Origin of the sequence: Nocardioides sp. (assembly GCF_035697785.1) — a bacterium.
Classification (GTDB): Bacteria; Actinomycetota; Actinomycetes; order Propionibacteriales; family Nocardioidaceae; genus Nocardioides_B.
This window is the reverse complement of the sequence record NZ_DASSCL010000125.1, coordinates 1-20,555: the sequence shown is the minus strand read 5'-3', so window position 1 is coordinate 20,555 and position 20,555 is coordinate 1. Positions and strand designations below refer to the sequence as shown.

At 72.6% G+C, this 20,555-nt stretch carries 20 protein-coding genes; 6 read left to right on the top strand and 14 right to left on the bottom strand.

Annotated elements, in window-relative coordinates; all coding sequences use genetic code 11:
* Positions 1–131 precede the first annotated feature (131 nt).
* On the top strand, positions 132–1,418 hold the full coding sequence (locus VFH10_RS13525; protein WP_325129409.1) for a lytic murein transglycosylase: 1,287 nt from the start codon (positions 132–134) through the stop codon (positions 1,416–1,418).
* A gap of 3 nt (positions 1,419–1,421) precedes the next feature.
* On the opposite strand, the gene hemB is transcribed toward VFH10_RS13525, so the two are convergent.
* From hemB to VFH10_RS13490, 7 genes are all read right to left on the bottom strand, one after another.
* Positions 1,422–2,378 carry a porphobilinogen synthase gene (gene hemB / locus VFH10_RS13520; RefSeq protein ID WP_325129424.1) on the bottom strand — a complete coding sequence of 319 codons (957 nt, stop codon included), beginning with the start codon at positions 2,376–2,378 and terminating at the stop codon, positions 1,422–1,424.
* A gap of 47 nt (positions 2,379–2,425) precedes the next feature.
* A complete protein-coding gene (gene cobA / locus VFH10_RS13515; protein WP_325129408.1) occupies positions 2,426–4,144 on the bottom strand; it encodes a uroporphyrinogen-III C-methyltransferase in 1,719 nt (572 codons plus the stop codon).
* A gap of 134 nt (positions 4,145–4,278) precedes the next feature.
* The gene (gene hemC, locus VFH10_RS13510; protein ID WP_325129406.1) at positions 4,279–5,211 is read right to left on the bottom strand and encodes a hydroxymethylbilane synthase; all 933 of its coding nucleotides are present in this window, start codon (positions 5,209–5,211) and stop codon (positions 4,279–4,281) included.
* Positions 5,208–6,581: a glutamyl-tRNA reductase gene (locus VFH10_RS13505; RefSeq protein WP_325129404.1), complete on the bottom strand. Its 1,374-nt coding sequence runs from the start codon at positions 6,579–6,581 to the stop codon at positions 5,208–5,210. The genes hemC and VFH10_RS13505 overlap by 4 nt, the downstream gene beginning before the upstream one ends.
* Entirely contained in the window at positions 6,578–7,261 is a 684-nt protein-coding gene (locus tag VFH10_RS13500; RefSeq protein ID WP_414689871.1) for a redox-sensing transcriptional repressor Rex, read from the bottom strand. Before VFH10_RS13500 ends, VFH10_RS13505 begins: the two co-directional genes overlap by 4 nt.
* Positions 7,262–7,566: 305 nt before the next feature.
* Entirely contained in the window at positions 7,567–7,854 is a 288-nt protein-coding gene (locus VFH10_RS13495) for a glutaredoxin family protein (RefSeq protein WP_325129401.1), read from the bottom strand.
* 7 nt (positions 7,855–7,861) lie between these two features.
* Entirely contained in the window at positions 7,862–9,454 is a 1,593-nt protein-coding gene (locus tag VFH10_RS13490) for a class I adenylate-forming enzyme family protein (RefSeq protein WP_325129400.1), read from the bottom strand.
* Between the two features lie 77 nt (positions 9,455–9,531).
* Between VFH10_RS13490 and VFH10_RS13485 the strand changes: the two genes are divergently transcribed.
* The 3 genes from VFH10_RS13485 to VFH10_RS13475 all read left to right on the top strand — a co-directional run bounded on the left by VFH10_RS13485 (position 9,532) and on the right by VFH10_RS13475 (position 12,805).
* A complete protein-coding gene (locus VFH10_RS13485; RefSeq protein WP_325129399.1) occupies positions 9,532–10,437 on the top strand; it encodes an HAD-IB family hydrolase in 906 nt (301 codons plus the stop codon).
* A 177-nt stretch (positions 10,438–10,614) separates the two neighbouring features.
* Entirely contained in the window at positions 10,615–11,421 is an 807-nt protein-coding gene (locus VFH10_RS13480; RefSeq protein ID WP_325129398.1) for a sigma-70 family RNA polymerase sigma factor, read from the top strand.
* 118 nt (positions 11,422–11,539) lie between these two features.
* Entirely contained in the window at positions 11,540–12,805 is a 1,266-nt protein-coding gene (locus VFH10_RS13475; RefSeq protein ID WP_325129397.1) for a DUF5667 domain-containing protein, read from the top strand.
* Positions 12,806–12,836: 31 nt separating this feature from the next.
* Here the strand turns inward: VFH10_RS13475 and VFH10_RS13470 are convergent, their stop codons facing one another.
* From VFH10_RS13470 to VFH10_RS13460, 3 genes are read right to left on the bottom strand one after another with little or no spacing between them, the layout of a single operon-like run.
* Positions 12,837–14,054, bottom strand: coding sequence for a lysophospholipid acyltransferase family protein (locus tag VFH10_RS13470; RefSeq protein ID WP_325129396.1), 1,218 nt, complete (start codon positions 14,052–14,054; stop codon positions 12,837–12,839).
* Positions 14,047–15,072, bottom strand: coding sequence for an NAD-dependent epimerase/dehydratase family protein (locus tag VFH10_RS13465; RefSeq protein ID WP_325129394.1), 1,026 nt, complete (start codon positions 15,070–15,072; stop codon positions 14,047–14,049). The genes VFH10_RS13470 and VFH10_RS13465 overlap by 8 nt, the downstream gene beginning before the upstream one ends.
* 26 nt (positions 15,073–15,098) lie before the next feature.
* Positions 15,099–15,200 (bottom strand): 30S ribosomal protein bS22, encoded by a 102-nt coding sequence (locus VFH10_RS13460; protein ID WP_013161846.1) that lies wholly within the window; start codon positions 15,198–15,200, stop codon positions 15,099–15,101.
* Between the two features lie 263 nt (positions 15,201–15,463).
* On the opposite strand from VFH10_RS13460, the gene VFH10_RS13455 reads away from it, so the two are divergent.
* Positions 15,464–15,979 (top strand): CAP domain-containing protein, encoded by a 516-nt coding sequence (locus tag VFH10_RS13455; RefSeq protein ID WP_325129355.1) that lies wholly within the window; start codon positions 15,464–15,466, stop codon positions 15,977–15,979.
* 124 nt (positions 15,980–16,103) lie between these two features.
* Here the strand turns inward: VFH10_RS13455 and VFH10_RS13450 are convergent, their stop codons facing one another.
* The 3 genes from VFH10_RS13450 to VFH10_RS13440 form a co-directional block, all read right to left on the bottom strand.
* Complete coding sequence (locus VFH10_RS13450) at positions 16,104–16,313, bottom strand: helix-turn-helix domain-containing protein (RefSeq protein ID WP_325129353.1); 210 nt, start codon at positions 16,311–16,313, stop codon at positions 16,104–16,106.
* Positions 16,314–16,513: 200 nt separating this feature from the next.
* On the bottom strand, positions 16,514–17,692 hold the full coding sequence (locus VFH10_RS13445) for an acetoin utilization protein AcuC (RefSeq protein WP_325129351.1): 1,179 nt from the start codon (positions 17,690–17,692) through the stop codon (positions 16,514–16,516).
* A gap of 10 nt (positions 17,693–17,702) precedes the next feature.
* On the bottom strand, positions 17,703–18,398 hold the full coding sequence (locus tag VFH10_RS13440) for a LysE family translocator (RefSeq protein ID WP_325129350.1): 696 nt from the start codon (positions 18,396–18,398) through the stop codon (positions 17,703–17,705).
* Between the two features lie 206 nt (positions 18,399–18,604).
* On the opposite strand from VFH10_RS13440, the gene trpS reads away from it, so the two are divergent.
* Positions 18,605–19,588 carry a tryptophan--tRNA ligase gene (gene trpS / locus VFH10_RS13435; RefSeq protein WP_325129349.1) on the top strand — a complete coding sequence of 328 codons (984 nt, stop codon included), beginning with the start codon at positions 18,605–18,607 and terminating at the stop codon, positions 19,586–19,588.
* Here trpS and proC read toward each other — a convergent pair.
* Positions 19,585–20,388, bottom strand: a complete 804-nt coding sequence (gene proC, locus VFH10_RS13430) for a pyrroline-5-carboxylate reductase (RefSeq protein ID WP_325129347.1) — start codon at positions 20,386–20,388, stop codon at positions 19,585–19,587. The two genes, trpS and proC, sit on opposite strands and share 4 nt — an antisense overlap.
* Between the last annotated feature and the right edge of the window lie 167 nt (positions 20,389–20,555).

Below are 20,555 nucleotides of genomic sequence, written 5' to 3'. Positions count from 1 at the left end.
CGGGACGTAACCTCGGGCCCGGGTCCTTCGTTGAGAGTGTCGAAGAGGGGAGTCCCGGGTATGCAACGCGTGCAGGCGCAGCCAGGGACGGCAAGGGATCCGGGAAGGGACCGATGTCGCACAGGGGACTGATGACGTGGCAGAAGGCCACGGCCCTCGTGCCGCTCGCGCTGCTCTCGGGCGCCTGGACGGCGAGCCTGGCCGGCACGACCACCACCGCCAGCGCGGCCGAGGACGGCCGGCTCCCCGACGGCACCAGCATCCCGAGCCAGGCGGTCGAGGCCCCGGCCAGCGTGTCCGTGCCAGGGGAGATCGCCCCGGGCGTCCCCAACGGCTCGGCGCGGCAGATCGTGGCCGGCGAGTCGACTCACGGCATCCCCGACGCTGCCCTGTCGGCCTACCAGCGCGCGGCCCAGGTGATCGGCACCGCCGACGCGACCTGTCACCTCGACTGGACCCTGATCGCGGCGATCGGCCGCGTCGAGTCCGACCACGGCCGCTACGGCGGCAACAAGCTGACCGACGAGGGCGTCAGCGCCCCGGGCATCTACGGCATCCCGCTCGACGGCCGCAACGGCACCGCCAAGATCTCCGACACCGACGCGGGCGAGATCGACGACGACCCCGTCGTCGACCGCGCGGTCGGTCCGATGCAGTTCATCCCGTCGACGTGGTCGGTCGTGGGTGTCGACGGTGACGGCGACGGCGTGCGCAACCCGCAAGACATCGACGACGCGGCGCTGGCCACGGCCGTCTACCTGTGCTCGGGCGAGGAGGACCTCGCGACGGACCAGGGCCGGCGGGCGGCGGTCTACCGCTACAACCACAGCCAGGACTACGTCGACCTGGTGCTCTCGATCATGCAGGCGTACGCCGACGGCGAGTTCTCGGCCGTGCCCAACGGCAGTGCCGCGCCGGCGACGTTCAGCGCCGACCCCGACACCGTGCCGGCCAAGTCCGGTCCGAGGGCCACGAAGCCGGGCGCCCAGGCCGGTCCACGTGGCTCCGGCTCCGGTGGTGGCAGCACCGGCGGTGGCGGCAACGGCGGCGGTGGCGACACCTCCGACCCGGCGCCCACGGCGCCGACCCCCGCACCGGCTCCGGCACCCGCCCCTGGTGGTGGCTCGGGCGGCACCGGAGGCGGTGGCGGCACCGGTGGTGGAGGAGGTGGTGGTGGTGGCCTGCCTGACAGCCCGCTGCCCGACCTGCCGGCTCCACCGCCCCCGCTCGAGCCGGTGCTCACGCCGCTGCAGGAGGCGACGCAGTACTGCCAGCAGAACGCCGCGCAGGCTCCCCTGCAGCAGTGCATCAACGCCTACCTCAACGGTGGCGCGCAGGCCGTGCAGAACCTCCTCGCGTCGCTGCTGAACCCGCCTCCGCTGCCCGGGGTGCCGGACCTGCCGGGCGGGCTCGGCTGACGCTCAGCGCTCGAGCAGGCGGGCCGCCTCGGCGGCCCAGTAGGTCAGCACCACGTCCGCGCCGGCGCGCCGGATCGATGTCAGCGTCTCCAGGATCGCCGGCTCGCGATCGATCCAGCCGTTGGCTGCGGCCGCCTCGACCATGGCGTACTCGCCGGAGATGTTGTACGCCGCGACCGGCACGTCCACCGCGTCGCGCACGGCGCGTAGCACGTCGAGGTAGGCCAGCGCCGGCTTCACCATCACGAGGTCGGCGCCCTCGGCGACGTCGAGCCGCGCCTCGCGCACGCCCTCGGTCACGTTGCGCGCGTCCTGCTGGTAGGTCTTCCGGTCCCCCTGCAACGACGAGTCCACCGCCTCGCGGAACGGACCGTAGAAGGCCGAGGCGTACTTCGTGGAGTAGGCGAGGATCGCGACGTCCTGGCGGGAGGCACCGTCGAGCGCCGCCCGGATCGCCGCCACCTGTCCGTCCATCATGCCGCTCGGCCCGACCAGGTCCACCCCGGCTGCGGCCTGGACGAGCGCCATCTCGGCGTACACCTCCAGGGTCGCGTCGTTGTCGACCGTGCCGTGCTGGGTGAGCAGGCCGCAGTGGCCGTGGTCGGTGAACTCGTCGAGGCACAGGTCCGCCATCACGGGGAGGGCGTCACCCACCTCGGCCACGACGTCCGCGATCGCGACGTTGAGGATCCCCTGGGGGTCGACCGCTCCGCTGCCGCGGGCGTCCTTCGTGGCCGGTATGCCGAAGAGCATGATCCCGCCGAGGCCGAGGTCCGCCGCCTCGGCGGCGGCCTTCCGCAGGGTGTCGCGGGTGTGCTGGACCACCCCGGGCATGGTCGAGATCGGCGCCGGCTCGGAGATCCCCTCACGCACGAAGGCCGGCAGCACCAGCCGGCGCGGCTCGAGCGTGGTCTCGGCCACGAGCTCGCGCAGGGCGGCGGTGCGGCGCAGCCGCCGCATCCGCACCTCCGGGAAGCCGGGACCCGTCGTCGCAACCACGGCGGTGCTCAGGTGGCCTTGCGGCGCGCGGAGGGACGACGCTCGGACGGCTTGGTGACCGGCTGACCGGCCTCGAGCATCGCGGCGCGTCGGGCCCCGCCGAAGTCGGCGAGTGCATCGACCAGGACCTCGACCGACGGCTCGGCCGCGAGGACGTCGACCCGGAGGCCGTGCTCCTCGGCGGTCTTGGCAGTCGCCGGGCCGATCACGGCGATGACCGTCGACGGGTGCGGCTTGCCGGCGATGCCGACGAGGTTGCGCACCGTGGACGACGAGGTGAACACGACCGCGTCGAACTTGCCGGTCTTGATCGCCTCGCGCACCGGGGCCGGCGGCGGGGTGGCCCGCACCGTCCGGTAGGCGGTCACGTCATCGACCTCCCAGCCGAGCTCGAGCAGACCGGCCACGAGTGTCTCGGTCGCGATGTCGGCGCGCGGCAGGAAGACCCGGTTGATCGGGTCGAGCACGTCGTCGTACGGCGGCCAGTCCTCGAGCAGGCCGCGGGCGGACTGCTCACCGGAGGGGACCAGGTCGGCACGCAGGCCCCACGCCTCGATCGAGGCGGCGGTCTTCTCGCCGACGGCGGCGATCTTCAGGCCGGAGAACGCCCGCGCGTCGAGGCCGTACTCCTCGAACTTCTCGCGGACCGCCCGGACCGCGTTGACCGAGGTGAACGCGATCCACTCGTAGCGACCCTCGACCAGACCGCGGATGGCCTTGTCCATCTGCTGCGGGTTGCGCGGCGGCTCGACGGAGATCGTCGGCACCTCCTCCGGCACCGCTCCGAAGCCGCGCAGGCGTGCGGACAACGAGCCGGCCTGCTCCTTGGTGCGTGGCACCAGGACGCGCCAGCCGAACAGCGGCTTGGTCTCGAACCAGGACAGCGTGGTGCGCAGGTCAACCACGTCGCCGACGACGATCACCGCGGGCGGCGACATGCGGGCGGCGCGCGCGTCGGCGGCGATCCGCTCGAGGGTGGAGACCACGGTCTCCTGCTCGGTGGTGGTGCCCACGCGGGTCATCGCGACCGGGGTCGCGGCGTCACGGCCCGCGTCGACGAGCGCCTTGGCCACCTCGCCGATGGCGCCGACGGCGGACAGCAGCACGAGCGTCCGGTCGTCGGCGTAGGCGGACCAGTCGATCCGGGCCTCGGAGCAGTTCACCACCGCGACCTCACGGTGCTTCTTGTCGGTCAGCGGCACGCCGGCGTACGCCGGGACGGCGGTCACCGAGCTGACCCCGGGCACGATCTCGAAGCCGACGCCGGCCTTGACGCAGGCCTGGGCCTCCTCGGGACCGGAGGCGTAGACGAACGGGTCGCCGGCCATCAGCCGGACCACGCGGCGGCCGGTCTTGGCCTGCTTGACCACCACCTTGGCGCGGCCCGCGTGGGTCAGCGGCTGACCGTCGGTGCCGAAGCCGCCGTCGACGACCTCGGCCGCAGGCGCGAGCGAGGCCACCAGCGCGGCGTGCTCGGGCGCCTCGGTGACCACGACCTCGGCGGCGCGGAGCAGGTCGGCGGCGCGGACCGTCAGCAGCTCCGGGTCGCCCGGGCCGGAGCCCACGAACGACACGAACCCGGTGGGTGCCGAGGCCCTGGTCGTGCGGGCCGCCTTGGAGGTGGCGGCGGTCTTGGAGGTCTTCGTCACCGTCTTGCTCACAGTCGCCTTCTTGCTCTTCTGGTTGAGGGGCGCGCTGGACTGCGAACCCGTCTTGGTGCCGCTCATGTCTGTCTTCCTGCCGGCTGTCGGTGTGCTCTTCTTCTGCACGGTCTTGCGTGTGGTCGTGCTCCGGGCCGACGTCTTCCTCGCCGTCCGCGGCTGTGCTGCCTTCTTGGGAGCCGTCCTCTTCGCTGCTCCGGTCACGCTCGGCCCTCCTCGATGAGTGTTCCCGCCCCGTCGGTCAACATCTCCTTGGCGAGACGGTGGCCGACCTCGACCGGGTCGGACGGCGTCCCGGTCGCCGACCGGCGGATCGAGAGGCCGCCGTCGTGCGACAGCGCCACCGCCCGGACCCACAGCTCCTCGTCGTCGTCGCCGTCGGCCACCTCGGCCAGCGCGCCGACGGGCGCGGAGCAGCCGGCCTCGAGGTCGGCGAGCACGGTGCGCTCCGCGGTGACGGCGGCCCTGGTGTGCCGGTCGTCGAGCGCCCCCGAGACCTCCGCCACCAGCTCGGTGTCGTCGGCTCGGCACTCCACCGCCAGGGCACCCTGGCCGGGGGCCGGGAGCATCTGGATCGGGTCGAGCACCTCGGTGACCTCGTCGAGCCGACCGAGCCGGGCGATGCCCGCCCGGGCCAGGACGACCGCGTCGAACTCACCCTCGGAGACCTTGCGGATCCGGGTGTCCACGTTGCCACGGATCCCGGCCACGACGAAACCGAGACCGAGCGCTTGCAGCTGGGCGGCCCGGCGCGGGGACCCGGTGCCCACGCGGGCACCCTGGGGGAGCTCACCCAGGGTGAGACCGTCACGGGCGACCACCACGTCGCGCGGGTCCTCTCGTTGCGGGATCGCCGCGAGCGCGATGCCGTCGTGCGGAGCGGTGGGCAGGTCCTTGAGGGAGTGCACGGCGACGTCGACGTCACCGCGGAGCAGGGCGTCGCGCAGGGCGCTGACGAACACCCCCACCCCACCGAAGGAGGCCAACGGCGCGCTGGACACGTCGCCCTCGGTGCTGACCTCGACGAGCACGACGTCGCGGCCGAGCGCGGCGCGCAGGGCGTCGGCGACGTGCCCGGACTGGGTGCGGGCGAGCTGGGAGGCGCGGGTGCCCACGCGGATCGGCCGGGTCACGTGACCCCCTCCCTTCGAGCCGCCTCGGCCCCGCCGAGGGCAGGTTCGTCGTCGTCCTCGGGACGTCTCCTCGGCTCCTCGGGGACCGCCACCCGGGTGACTGCCTCGACGGCGTCGGGGTCGAGCGAGAACAGCTCGGCGAGCGCCGCGGCGTAGGACACCGCTCCGGTCTCGTTGGCGAGCTCCTTGACGCGCACGGTGGGCTGGTGCAGCAGCTTGTCGGCGACCCGGCGTACGGCGTGCTCGACCTCGTCGCGCACCTCGGGCTCGAGGTCGGGAAGCCGGCTGGCCAGCCGGGCCATCTCGGCGTCCACCACGCCGGTCGCCATCGTGCGAAGCGCCACCACGGTAGGGGTGACGGCAGAGGAGCGGCGGGCGGTGAGGAAGGCGGTCACCTCCTCGTTGACGACGTCCCGGACCGCCTCCACGTCGGCCGCGATCTCGCCGGCGTGAAGCTCGTCGGCCAGCCGCGCCAGGCCGATCAGCTCGACGTCCGGGAGATCGGCCACCGCCGGGTCCACGTCGTGAGGGAGGGCCAGGTCGATGATCGCCAACGGACCCTCGGCACGCTGACGGGCCGCGGCGACCGTGGACAGCGGGAGCACGACGCCGGTGGCGCCGGTGCACGAGACGAGCAGGTCGGCGGCCGCGATCTCCTGCTGCACGTCGGCGAGGGGTACGGCGCGCCCGGCGTACTGCGTCGCGAGCCGGGCGGCATGTGCGTGGGTGCGGCTCGCCACCACGACGTTCGCGGCACCTCGGCGACGCACTGTGGCAACGGCGAGGCCGGCCATCGAACCGGCGCCGACGACCATCACCCTCTTGCCGTCGAGGCTGCCGACCACGTCCTCGGCCCGGTCGAGCGCCACGGACACGAGCGACGGGGCGGCCCGGTCGATGTCGGTCTCGGCGTGCACCCGCTTGCCGACCCGGAGGGCCTGCTGGAACAGGGTGTTGAGCGCGGGCCCGATGGTGCCGCCCTCCTGCCCGACTCGCAGCGCCTCACGGGTCTGGCCGAGGATCTGGCCCTCGCCGACCACCATGGAGTCGAGCCCGGCCGCGACGTGGAACAGGTGCGAGACCGCGCCGTCGTCGTAGTGCACGTAGAGGTGCGGCACGACGTCCTCCGGGCGATCGTCGGTGAGCTCGCACAGCATCCGGGAGACCGCCTCGACGCTGCCGTGGAACCGGTCGACCTCGGCGTAGATCTCGACCCGGTTGCAGGTGGCCAGCGCGGTCGCCTCGGTGACGTGCTCGGAGACCGCCACCGCCTGCACGAGCTTGTCGACGCCCGCGGCGTCGAGCGCCACGCGCTCGAGCACGGACACCGGCGCGGTCTTGTGGGACACCCCGACGACGAGGACGCTCATCGGGCCACCACCCCGGGCAGGTCGGAGGCCAGCTCGTCGAGCAGGCCGACGGCGCGGCCGTCGGCCAGCGCCTTGCGCTGCTCGTGGTAGGCGAGGATCTGCAGCTCGATGGAGAGGTCGACCTTGCGCACGTCGACGCCCTCGGGCACCGACAGCACGGTCGGCGCGAAGTTGAGGATGCTGGTGACGCCGGCGGCGACGAGCCGGTCGCAGACGTCCTGGGCCGCGGGCGCGGGGGTCGCGATCACGCCGATGGCCACGCCGTGCTCGGCGACCACGGCCTCGACCTGGTCGAAGTCGCTGACCAGGAGGTCGCCGACCCGGTCGCCGGCGCGGGCGGGGTCGGCGTCGAGGAGGGCGGCGATCCGGAAGCCGCGGGAGCTGAAGCCGCTGTAGTTGGCCAGGGCGTGTCCGAGGTTTCCGATGCCGACGATGACCACGGGCCAGTCCTGGGTCACGCCGATCTCGCGGGCGATCTGGTAGCGGAGGTACTCCACGTCGTAGCCGACGCCGCGGGTGCCGTAGGAGCCCAGGTAGGAGAGGTCCTTGCGCAGCTTGGCGCTGTTGACCCCGGCGGCGGTGGCCAGCTCCTCGCTGGAGCAGGTGGCGGTGCCGCGCTCGGCCAGCGTGATGAGGGCCCGGAGGTAGACCGGCAGCCGGGCGACGGTGGCCTCGGGGATGCCGCGCTCGCCGGCGCGTGCATGCGCGGCCGGTGTCTTGGCAGCGGTCGGCCGGGAGACCCCGTCGGCGGGGGTTCCGTTCCGGGTGCTGCGTGGGGTCACGACACTCCTACTGGACACCTACTGGGCTGCCGATGGCCGCGGGGGACCCCGTGTCTCGGGCCGCGGAGGCCGGCAGCGTGGCTCACTTTAGGAGTTTGTGAACGTGGGAACAAACCGAGCGGTAACGGCGGACGCCGGCTGTGAGATGCCCCACCCGGGAGCCGGCGCGGAAGGTGTGGTAGCCCCCGGGGATCCAAGACGGTCTAGACAGCGCCGGTGAGGGCGGAACGCAGGCGCTCCGGGTCGACCCGCCAGTAGTCGTGCTGCACCCCGTCGACGAGGGTCACCGGGATCTCCTCCCCGTAGCGGCTCGTCAGGGCCTCCGACGAGCTGATGTCGACCTCGTCGTACTGCTCCCCCAGCTCCGCGCAGACCGTCTCGATGACGGCGCGGGCCTCGTCGCAGAGGTGGCAGCCGGGCTTGGAGTAGAGCAGGACGCGGGGCGGGGTCTCGCCGAGCTCGGTGCTGGCGTCGGGACCATGCGTCGTCATGGCCCGGTCACTCCAGCAGACCGGCGTTGCGGCGCCGCTGGACGTCCCGGAGCCGTCCCTTGGCCACCTTGCCGGTGACCGTGTGCGGAAGCTCGTCGACCACGTGGACCTGGCTCGGCTGCTTGAAGCGGGCCAGCCGGGTCGCACAGTGCTCGCGGACCAGGTCCGCCAGCTCGTCGTCGGTCATGGACACCGACGGCGCCCGCCGGACGTAGGCGACGACCGCCTCGCCGGTCCGCTCGTCCGCCGCGCCGATCACGGCCGCCTCGGCGACCTGCTCGAGCTCGGTGACGACCTCCTCGACCTCCACCGGGTACACGTTGAACCCGGACACGATGACCAGCTCCTTGAGCCGGTCCACCAGGAAGAGGTCGCCGTCGGAGTCCAGGAACCCGACGTCACCGGTCGCGAACCAGCCGTCGCTGTCCGGCCCGTCCTCACCGTCGGGCCAGTAGCCGCTGAACAGGTTGTCGCCGCGGACCTGGATCTCACCCGGGTCCTCGCCGCCGGGCCGGCCGCCGGCCTCGTCCACGAGCCGCAGCTCGACCCCGGGCAGCGCGGCCCCCACCGACCCTGGTCCGGCCGCGACGCTGCACAACGTCGAGGTGACGATCGGGGCGGCCTCGGTGAGCCCGTAGCCCTGCTGGACCGCGACCCCGCTGCGCTCGGTGAACGCCCGCACCAGCTCGGGCGAGAGCGGCGCCGAGCCCGAGAGCACCATCCGCACGCCGCTCAGTCGCTCGCGCAGGTCCGGGACGGACATCCAGTAGGCGAGGACCGGAGGAGCCACGGGTACGACGGTGACGGCTTCGTCCTCGATCAGGGTCAGCGACCCGTCGACGTCGAACCCGTCGACGAGCACCAGGCGGCAGGCCTGCCGGAGCACCTGGCCCAGCACGGCATTGAGGCCGTAGACGTGGAACAGCGGGAGCACCCCGAGGACGACGTCGTCGCGGTCGATCATCGGCGGCCGGACCGAGGCGGCCTGCTCGATGTTGGCCATCAGCGCCCGGTGGGTGAGCATCGCCGCGCGCGGGCGCCCCGACGTACCGCTGGTGTAGAGGAGCACCGCGAGCGCCTCGGGGTCCTCCGACGGCGGCAGCGCCACCGCGGGCGACGTGAGCAGGTCGGGGTAGGCCGTCTCGCCGGGCAGGGTCGGCGCTCCGACCACCACGATGCGCGGCACCACGGCCCGACGGCGCAGCTCCTCGTCGGCGCCCACCAGGGCGTCCTCCAGTCCCGCGACCGCCTGCCGGACGGTGGCGACGGTGTCGGGGTCGGCCAGGACGAGCCGAGCGCCGCTGTCCGCGATCATCCGGACCATCTCGCCGGTCGCCGAGCGCGGGTTCACCGGCACCGCGACCAGGCGGGCGCGCAGCGCGCCGAGGTAGCCGGTCACGAACTCGAGCCGGTTGGCGGTGGCGACGACCACGCGGTAGCCGGCGACCAGCCCGTGGTCGTTGAGCCCGTGGGCGACCGCGTCGACCTCCGCGTCGAGCTCGGCCCACGTCACCCGCCGCCCGCTCGCCTCGACGACCGCGACCCGGTCCGGCGAGGCACTCGCCGCGGCGCGCACGAGGTCGGGCACGTGGACACTCACGCGGCGAGTCTGGCACACGCCTCGGCGGACCCCGGGACCCCTCAGGAGGTGCGCCGAGCACGCCCTACGCTGGGGGCGTGAACGCCGCCCAGAGTCGTCGACGACGCGACGCCAAGCCCGCTCGCGCCGTCGACCTGCGCAGCCGGTCGGTGCTGGCCGGCGAGGCGTCGGCGGCCGCCGCGGAGGTGGAGAGCTCGCTGGCGACACCCCCGGACCCGACCGCCGCGGCGTTCTTCGACGTCGACAACACCGTCATGCAGGGCGCGTCGATCTTCCACCTCGCGAAGGGTCTGCACCGCCGCAAGTTCTTCACCACCCGCGAGATCGCGAGCGCCGCGTGGAAGCAGGCCCACTTCCGGATCGTCGGCGTCGAGGACCCGGAGCACATGGCCGAGGCCAGGGCGTCGGCGCTGGCGTTCATCAAGGGCCACAAGGTCACCGAGCTCGAGGCCCTGGGCGAGGAGATCTTCGACGAGGCGATGGCGCACCGGATCTGGCCGGGCACGCGGGCGCTCGCGCAGCTGCACCTCGACCAGGGGCAACGGGTCTGGCTGGTCACCGCGGCGCCGGTCGAGATCGCCACGATCATCTCCCGGCGGCTCGGCCTCACCGGCGCGCTCGGCACCGTCTCCGAGCACGACGACGGCGTCTACACCGGCCGGCTGGTCGGTGACATGCTCCACGGCCCCGCCAAGGCCGAGGCGGTCAAGGCGCTCGCCGAGCGGGAGGGTCTCGACCTCGGCCGCTGCTCGGCGTACTCCGACTCCTACAACGACCTGCCGATGCTGAGCCTCGTTGGCGACCCGTGCGCGATCAACCCCGACTCCAGGCTGCGCGACCACGCCCGCGCCCAGGGCTGGCGGATCCGCGACTACCGCACCGGGCGCAAGGCGGCGCGCGCCGGGCTCGTGATGGCGGGCCTCGCCGGTGCCGCCACGGGGAGCGTCGCGGCGGCGGTCGCAATCCGCCGCCGAGTGGGCTGAGGGGGTTTGGCGGCGTCGGCGGGTTGGAACCATCCTGTGACAGGAGACACGCCGCACGGCCTGCAACTGCTAGTTACTCACCGGTTCACAAACCGCCGGTGGACACCTACGCTGGGGCACTGTCCTGCGGGGGATCGGGAGCCCGGGCGCGGCGCGCGGCCGGGGAGGGAGTCCTTTTTGTCGACGCGTGAGGCGCAGCTGCAGCGCGGCCTCGACGCACTGCGTCGGGCCGTGTGGGAGGCGCTGACCCCTGCCCTCGAGCCGGCCCTCTGCGCGGCCGGTCGTCCGGTGCCCGACCGGAGGTCGACGAACGCAGTTTGGCTGCTCAGCGAGGCCGTCGGGGTCGAGCCGCGCGGCTCGTCGTCCGGCCCGCCCCGCGGCCCGGACACCGACCCCGACGCCGGTCTGGCGGTCTCCTCGGAGGAGGACGAGGCCGAGGCCAGCCGGCTGATCGCGCTGGTCGAGCTGGCCCGCACCGGGGACACCGAGGCGTTCGGGATGCTCTACGACCACTACCACGCGTCGGTCTACCGCTTCCTGTACTACCGGGTCGGGTCGGTGCCCCTGGCCGAGGACCTGATGTCGGAGACCTTCTTCCGGGCGCTGCGCAGCATGGGCTCGTTCCGCTGGCAGGGCAAGGACTTCGGCGCCTGGCTGATGACGATCGCCCGCAACCTCGCCGCCGACCACTTCAAGTCCGGACGCACCCGCCTCGAGCTCACCACCGAGGACATGTCCGCGCACGACGCCCCGACCGAGGGGCCGGAGACGTCGGTCCTCGCCCAGCTGACCAACGAGGCACTGCTCGCGGCGCTCACCGAGCTGCCGGACGAGCAGCAGGAGTGCCTGGTCATGCGGTTCCTGCAGGGACTGTCGATCGCCGAGACGGCGAAGGTTCTCGGTCGCAGCGACGGCGCCGTCAAGCAGCTGCAGCTGCGCGGCGTGCGGAACCTCGCGAAGCTGATGCCGGAGGGCCTGCGATGAGCCTCCGTCAGCCGGTTGCGCAGCTGGTCCGTCCCGGACGGCCGGGGGCCGTAACCTCGCATGCCTGCCGGTCGTTGTCTGAGCTGAGGGACCACCCGCTCGAGACAGGACACAACCGATGACCGCCCTTTTCAGCGCGCAGCGGCGCGCCGAGGAGTTCGACGCGGCGGTCAGTGCACCCCACCGGGCACCCCATCGGGAGGTCCGCGAGGAGCTCCGCCCGCTCGTCGACCTGGTCGGCACGCTGCGCTCCCAGGCTGCCGACGACCCCCAGGCGGTGCCCCGCGCCGAGTTCGCCGCCGACCTCCGGTCCCGCCTGATGGCCGAGGCCGCCGAGGTGATGACCCCCGACTCCGTCCTCGTGCTGCCCACGCGACCCCGCGGGCGTCGCGAGCGCCGACTGGTCGCGGCCGCCTCCGCCGTCGTGCTGCTCGGTGGTAGCGCCGGGATGGCCGCGGCCGCGCAGAACGCACTCCCCGGCGACGCGCTCTACCCGGTGAAACGCGGCATCGAGCGGGTCGAGGCCGGTGTCTCGATCAGCCCGGCCGGCAAGGGTCGCGACCTGCTGCGCCAGGCCAACGGCCGGCTCTCCGAGGTCGATGCCCTGCTGTCCGACGACTCGGTCGCCGCCACCACGCGCGTGCCGAAGGCCGTGCAGGACTTCACCGCCCAGGCCGAGCAGGGCTCCGGCCTCCTGCTCGACGCCTACCAGGAGACCCGCGACCCCGACACCGTCCGGTCCGTCCGCGAGTTCACCGCCGAGGGCATCGGCTCCCTGCAGGACCTCGCGGCGACGGCACCGCCCGAGACCCAGGAGGAGCTCACCGATGCCGCCCTGGCGCTGCGCGACATCGATCGGCGTGCCGCCGCACTGTGCTCCACCTGCGCGAGTGACCTGCCCGTGGTCGAGGTCCCGGGAGCGCTCCTGGTCGCCACCGAGGCGGACCGGGCGCTGACCTCGGTCGACCCCGCCCGGCTCGACAACAGCCATCCGTTCCTGGTCCCGAAGAGCATGCTGCCGAAGGACGGGAAGGCGGGCGGCCCGCGGTCCGGCGGGACCGACGGCCCCGGCTCCGTCCTCGGCGGGGCGACCGGAGGGGCGACGGACGGGCTGACCGACGGCCTCACCGGCACGGACCCGGGAGACGGCGGCGGCACCTCGCCCGGCGGGTCCTCCCCGCTGCCGTCGCCGCAGGACGTGACGGAGTCCGGCAAGAAGAAGCTCGAGGACACCACGGCCGGGCTCCGGGACACGGTCGACGGCACCGTCGGCTCGATCACCGACGGCCTCAGCGGGGTGGTGGCAACGCTGCTACCCGATCCGCAGCCAAGCACCGGCTCCGGTCTGCTGCCCGGCTCCGGTTCCGGCTCGCTGCTGCCCTGACGCGCCGCCCGAGCGACGGCGCGCGAACCGGTCAGTAGAAGACCGAGCGGCGCTGCATCAGCAGCGTGTAGAGCGTCTGCTGGATCGTCTCGCGGACCTGGTCGGTCACGTTGAACACCAGCATCGGGTCGTCGGCGGCGCCCTCGTCGTAGGAGTCGGTGCGGATCGGCTCCCCGAACTCGATCAGCCACTTCGAGGGCAGCGGCACCATGCCGAGCGGCCCCAGCCAGGGGAAGAACGGCGTGATCGGGATGTAGGGCACCCCCAGCAGCCGCGCCAGGGCCGGCACGTTGCCGACCAGCGGGTAGATCTCCTCGGCGCCCACCACGGCGCACGGCACGATCGGCACCCCGGTGCGCAGCGCGGCCGAGACAAAGCCCCCGCGGCCGAAGCGCTGCAGCCGGTAGCGCTCGGAGTAGGGCTTGCCGATGCCCTTGAAACCCTCCGGCCAGACGCCCACGAGCTCACCACCCGCCAACATCCGCTGGGCGTCCTCGTTGCACGCCAGGGTGACACCGGCCTTGCGCGCGATCTCGCCCACCACCGGCATCCGGAAGACCAGGTCGGCGCCCAGGGGCCGCAGGTTGCGGCCGGTGTGGTCGTGCACCGAGACCATGGTCACCAGCCCGTCGACGGGAACGGTGCCCGAGTGGTTGGAGACGACGAGCGCGCCCCCGTCGGTCGGGATGTTCTCGATGCCGCGCACCTCGACGCGGAACCACTTGTGGGCGATCGGCCGGATCGCGGCCAGCAGGAACCGCTCGGTGACCTCGGGGTCGAAGCCGTACTCGTCGACGGCGTAGTCACCGGTGACCCGGCGCCGGAGGAACGCGAGAAACTCGGCGAGCCGGCCCTCCCAGCGCTCCCCGAAGACCTCGACCGCCGCCGAGGAGAACGCCGCCAGCCAGTCGCCGTAGGGGATGCCGTCGCGGGGCTCACGCTCGGTCACCGACTCGGCACGCGGGGTCGCCGTCTCGTCTGCCTCGGCTGCGGCGACCCGATCCCGCTCGGCAGCCGCGGTCTCGTCGGCGGCCGTCACCGGGAAGGACTCCTGTACTTCCTGAGGGAACTCCTGGGTGTCCTTCGAGGTCTCCTCCTGGGCGTTCTTGCGGGCAGGCCTCTGCGCCGGCCGCGACCGGGAGGACGCGGGACCGGCCAGGCTGCGCGCGGCCGAGGAGGGCTTGGCGCTGCCGCTGCCCCGCCCGGGCCGTCCCCGAGTGCCGAGGGGGATCACGTCCGCGTCAGCCAAGGCCGACCTCCGTCTCGATCGGTGCGCCCTGGGTCGCGGTGGCCTGCCGCGGCAGCGGCAGCAGGCCGGGGCTTACCCACCGGGCGAAGTCCGCGAAGGCCTCCTCGGTGGTGTGCGCCGGGGTGAACCCCAGCATGGTGCGCATCCGGGTGGTGTCGAGACCACGACCGAAGGTGAGATAGCTGGTCAGCTCGCGAGACGGCACGGGCACCCCGGCCTGCTTGAGTGCCGAGCCGAGTCCGTCGAGCAGGAAGCCAGGGACGGGCACGGTCGGTCGGCCGAGACGCCGCAGCGCCTGGGAGAGCATCAGCACGCCGGCCCCCGCGACGTTGAAGGTGCCGTGCACGCCGTCGACGGCTGCGTGAACCAGCGCGTCGAGGAAGTCATCCTCGTGGAGGAACTGCAGCCGCGCGTCGTACCCCAGCGGAGTCGGGACCACGGGGAGCCTGAAGTAGTGCGTCAACGGGGACTCCTCGCGGCGCCCCAGCAGAGCCGCGGGCCGCAGCATGGTCACGGCGACGTCGGGACGACGGCGCGCGAAGCCGCGGACGTAACTCTCGACCTCGAGGACGTCCTTGGCGAAGCCCGACCGGGGCAGGCGCTTGCCGTCCATGTCCTCGGTGAACATCGCGGGGTCGCGGCTCGAGCTGCCGTAGACGTCCGCGGAGGAGCGGACCACGAGCCGCTCGAGGCCAGGCGCCTTCTGGCACGCGGCGAGGAGCTGCATCGTCCCGATGACGTTGTGCTCCTTGGTGGTCGACCGGCCACCGGAGGAGCGTCCGACGCCGGGCTGCACGCTCAGGTGGACGACGGTGTCGACCTCCTGCCCGGCGATCACCTTGGCGATGACCGGGTTGCGGATGTCGGCGCGCACGAACCCGACGGGACCGAGGTCACCCGGGGGCGGGACGACGTCGACGCCGATCACCCGCCCGACGGTCGGGTCGGCCGCGATGCGGCGCGCGAAACGGCCGCCGAGGTCCAGCGAGACCCCGGTGACGAGTACGACGCGTCCCACGAGCGGACCTGTGGCCGGGAAGGGGGTTACTTGCCCTGGCGACGACGCTGGATGCGCGTCTTCTTCAGGAGCTTGCGGTGCTTCTTCTTGGCCATGCGCTTGCGGCGCTTCTTGATGACGGAACCCACTGTGGACCTTTTCGTGTGCGAGCGGACGGCGGCTGCGCGGGAGGATCCCACGCGGCAGGAAAGACCCAGCCTAACGGTCTGCGCCCGTCCCCGGCCGGGCAGGTCTCAAGTCCGGGGCCTCGGCTGCCGACACTCCTAGGTGCCGGGCCCCGCCGAGCGCACCTCACGCGGGCCCGCACCAACAGCTACCCGACAGGTGGCGGGCCCGGGTCCTGGGAGGAACCGGGCGGTCACTGCCTGAGACCTTGGGAGGGGTCTTGGACATGCATGCTGTCCGCTCCGCGCGTCGCGGTGCCGCGGGAACCATCGTCGCGGCCCTCGCCTCCATCCTCACGATCGTCGTCGCGTCCGCCGGGCTGGCCGCCGTCACGACGGCCTCGGCCAGCGCCGACACCCGGGTGATGTCGCTGAGCAGCGACACCTACGAGCACAAGGTGCAGCAGCTCATCAACGAGCGTCGCGGGCAGCACGGTCTGGCCAAGCTGTCCCTCGAGTCGTGCACCGACGGCACCGCCGAGCGGTGGGCGCTGAAGCTCGCGGAGAGCCACGAGTTCTACCACCAGAGCATGGGCGACATCATCGACCGCTGCGGCGCCCACTACGCCGGGGAGACGCTCGGGAAGGGTGCGATCAGCCCGGACCACCTGGTCCGCCTCTGGATGCAGTCCCCTCCGCACCGCAAGGTGCTGCTCAGCAAGCACGCCAAGCGCATCGGTGTCGGCGCGTACACCGACTCCACCGGCGCGTGGGTCACCGCCGCGAACTTCACCCGGTTCTGACCCCACGCCGGCACGGGTGCCCGTCGGCCTCCCAACCGGCCGCGCACAGAAGAGCCGCCCCGCAGGCTGCGGGGCGGCTCTTTCACACTCTGTCCGTCTGGCTGTCCGGACCTGCCTGTGTCGCTCAGCCGGTCTGGAAGAAGCTCTTCCTCAGGTACTCGTTGACCGCGTCTTCGGGGACGCGGAACGAACGGCCGACCCGGACGGCAGGCAGCTCGCCGGAGTGGACCAGACGGTAGACCGTCATCTTGGACACGCGCATGACCGTCGCCACTTCGGCGACCGTCAGGAACTTCACCTCCGAGATGTCCCCGGAGGAGGGGTTTGAAGCCATCATGCACCGCTCTCTCGCAGCACATTCCGCCTCCGGCTTCCCCACCGGAGACCATGCGTATGTGCTTCTCGTGAGAATAGAGCCTAGTGTGACGAATGGGGAAGAGGTTGACTCTTGTCCAATTTTTACTTTTGCCCCCGCGTGTCGCCTTGAGTCACTCTGAGTCACGTAAGCCCTCTGACACCACCAGAGTCCCGCCGCTACGGGAGCGGGTCAAGACCGTTGAGGGGGAAGACCGCGTCCCGACTGGCGTTGATCGCCCGGTCCAGCCAGCTCGACGGGTCGTATCCTCCCGACCAGTCCCGGTACGCCGGAGTTCGTCCGTCGGTCATCCGGAACGGCGCGGTGCGACCGAGCAGGGTCTGCACGTGCGCCCGCCAGCCGTCGGGCGTCGCGGTATGCGGGTCGAGCGGGGCGCCGGCCACGATGGCGAGCAGGTGTGACCACGCCCGCGGCACCACGTCGACGATGGCGTAGCCGCCACCGCCGGTGACCACCCACTTGCCGTCGCACACCTCGTGGGCGAGGTCGTGCAGCGCGAGGTAGCTGGCCCGCTGTCCGTCGACGGTCAGCATCAGGTGCGCGAGCGGGTCCTCGATGTGGGAGTCGCAGCCGTGTTGGGTGACCAGCACGTCGGGCTTGAACTCGCGCACCAGCTGCGGCACGAACGCGTGGAAGGCGCGCAGCCAGCCGGCGTCCGACGTACCCGGCGGGAGGGCGAGGTTGGCGGCACTCCCCTCGGCGCCGGCGCCGCCGGTGTCGGTCGGGAAGCCCGTGCCGGGGAACAGCATCTGACCGGTCTCGTGGAGGCTGACGGTGAGCACACGCGGGTCGTCGTAGAACAGGGCCTCGACGCCGTCGCCGTGGTGCACGTCGACGTCGACGTAGGCGACCCGTTCGGCACCGTGGTCGAGCAGCCACCTGATCCCGACCGCGACGTCGTTGTAGACGCAGAAGCCGCTGGCCTTGTCGGCCATCGCGTGGTGCAGCCCGCCCGCGATGTTGGCCGCGTGCACGCTGTCGCCCTCCCAGACCCGGCGGCAGGCCTCGACCGTGGCGCCGACGACGTGCGCGGACGCCTGGTGCATGCCCTCGAACGTCGGGTTGTCGGCCGAGCCGAGCCCGTGCCGCTCGTCGACCTGGTAGGGGTCGTCGCTGAGCCGCTTCACCGCGGCCAGGTACTCCTCACCGTGCACAGTTCGCAGCACGTCGTCCGCCGCGACGGGGGCCGGAACCGCCGGCAGCCCGGCACCGAGCACGCCGAGCTCCTCGGCCAGCCGGATGGTCAGGTCCACCCGGAGCGGCGACATGGGGTGGGTCGGCCCGAAGTCGTAGTTGGTGAGGGTCTCGTCGAAGACGACGCAGGCGGGGCCGGCCATGTCGGTGACACTACCGCCCGGTCGAGACCGCCAGACGCAGCCCGAGCGCCACCAGGACGGTCCCGCTCACCGCCTCGACCCGGCGGCGCACCCTCGGCGTGCGGAACCAACGTCCGGCGCGGGCGACGCCCGCGGCCAGGGCGAGGTAGAAGCCGGTCTCCAGGACGACCTGCACGAGCGCCAGCCAGGCGGTCGTCGCGAACAGGGGTCGGTCGGCGGGGACGAACTGCGGGTAGAACGCGAGCATGAACACCGCGGCCTTGGGGTTGGCCAGCTGCACGACGAGCCCCTCGGCGAACCAGCGCAGCCCGCCGGTGGTCGAGCGCGTGACTGCCTCGGTGGTCGGGCCGGCTTCGGTGGTCGGGCCGGCTTCGGTGGTCGAGCCGGCTTCGGTGGTCGAGCCCGTCGAGACCCGCTCACGCCAGGCCGCCCGCCACGCCCTGAGGCCCAGCCAGATCAGCACACCGGCGCCGACGACCTTCAGCGCGAGGTACGCCGCCTCGGACGCCGCCACCAGTGCGGCGAAGCCGGCGGCCGCCGCGAGGGCCCACAGGTAGAGCCCGAGCTCGAGGCCGAGGACCGTCGCCACCGCGCCGCGGAAGCCACCCAGCGCGGCGCGCCGCAGGATCAGCGCCATCGCCGGGCCGGGCGACGCCGAGATGAGCAGCACGGCGCCCACGAACGTCACGGCCGTGGACAGGTCCATGGCGGGACGGTCGCACATCGGACCCGGTCGGTGCACCCCGGTTTCGGCGTACACTCGCTCTCGTGCGCACGAACCGCAACCTCTGGTGGCCCGCCTCGTAGGCGGACCCCACCAGCGCGCACCACAGCACTGACCACGGCCGCCCCCGGGCGGCCGTTCGCATTCGCGACGTCTCCGTGGGCGACCACTCCCTCGAAGGAGACGCGATGTCCCACACCCGGCTGAGCCTGCTCACCCCGAGCGGCCACCTGACCCTCGGCAACTACCTCGGCGCCCTTCGGCCGATGGCGGCGCAGCAGGACGACGCCACCTGCTACTACGGCATCTCCGACCTGCACGCCATGACGACGGCGCACGACCCGACGACCCTGCGCGATCTGATCGCGGAGTTCCGGGTGCTGATGCTGGCCTGCGGGCTGGACCCGACCCGGGCGACGCTGTTCCGGCAGAGCAGCGTGCCCGCGCACGCAGAGCTCGCCTACCTGCTGGAGTGCACGACCTACGTCGGCGAGCTGAACCGGATGATCCAGTTCAAGGAGAAGGGCCGCGGCAGGCCGATGACACGTGCGTCGCTGCACACCTACCCGGTGCTGATGGCGTCCGACATCCTGCTCTACCGGCCGACCCACGTGCCCGTCGGCGACGACCAGCGCCAGCACGTCGAGCTGGCCCGCGACGTCGCGCAACGGTTCAACCTCACCTACGGCCCGGTGTTCACGGTCCCGGAGATCACCGTGCCGCCGGCCGGGGCGCGCGTGATGGACCTCGCCGACCCGACTCGCAAGATGAGCAAGTCCACGCGCGAGGGCGCTGGAGTGATCCGGCTGCTCGACGACCCGGACGTCGTGCGCCGCAAGATCGCCCGCGCGGTGACGGACTCCGACACCGGGCCGTCCGCGGTGCGTGTCGACCGGGACGCCAAGCCCGGCGTCACGAACCTGCTCGACCTGGTCGCCGCCTGCACCGGCACGTCCCCGGAGGAGGCGGCGGACGGCGTCCCGACGTACGGCGCGCTGAAGAAGCTGGCCACCGACGCGGCTGTCGCGGTGCTGGAGCCCGTGCAGCGGAGGTACGCCGCACTCGCCGCCGACCCGATGTACGTAGAGGACGTGTTCGCGGCCGGGGCGGCGCACTGCCGCGAGGTGACAGCACCGGTGCTCGCGGCCGCGCGGGAGGCGATGGGGCTCTAGTCGAGGCCCTCGGCGAGCGCTCGGGACCGGTTGCGTGCGGCCTCCATGGCGGTGAGGAACGCCGCGCGCACCTTGTGGTCCTCGAGCTCGCGGATCGCCGCGGCCGTCGTACCCCCGGGTGAGGTCACCCGCTCGCGCAGCACCGTCGGGTGCTCCCCGGTCTCGCGGAGCAGCTTGGCCGACCCGACCATGGTCTGCACCACCAGCTCGGTGGCGGTGCCGCGGGGCAGGCCGAGGTGCACGCCGGCCTCGATCATCGACTCGACGACGAAGAACAGGTAGCCCGGTCCCGACCCACTGATCGCGGTGACGGCGTCCTGCTGTCGCTCCGGCACCCGGAGCACGTGACCGGTCGACGCCATCAGCGCCTCGGCCTCCTCGAGGTGCGACTCGTCGCAGTGGGAGCCGCGCGAGATCGCGGCCATCCCCTCGTCGACGAGCGCGGGGGTGTTGGGCATGACGCGCACCACGGCGACACCGTCGGGGAGCCGGGACTCGATGAACGCGGTCGTGATGCCGGCGGCGAGAGAGACCACGAGCTGGCCGGGCCGCACGTGCGGGGCGATCTCGACGAGCAGGTCGCCCATGTCCTGCGGCTTCACCACGAGGGCCAGGGTGTCGGCCTTCTGCGCCGCCTCGACGTTGCCGATCACCGTCACGCCGTACCGCTCGTTGAGCTCGTTGGCGCGCTCGTGTCGCTTCTCGCCGACGAGCAGGTCGTCGACCCGGCGGCCGGCCCGGATCAGGCCGGACAGGAGCGTCTCGCCCATGACCCCGGCTCCGAGGATGGCGACGGTCATGTGACCTCCTGGGTCTCGACGGGCTCGACCGGGTCGACCAGCTGGAACTACTTCTTGGACACCAACGAGTGCAGGAAGAATGTCAGGTTGCTCGGCCGCTCGGCGAGACGTCTCATCAGGTAGCCGTACCACTCCAGGCCGTAGGGCACGTAGACGCGGACCTTCTC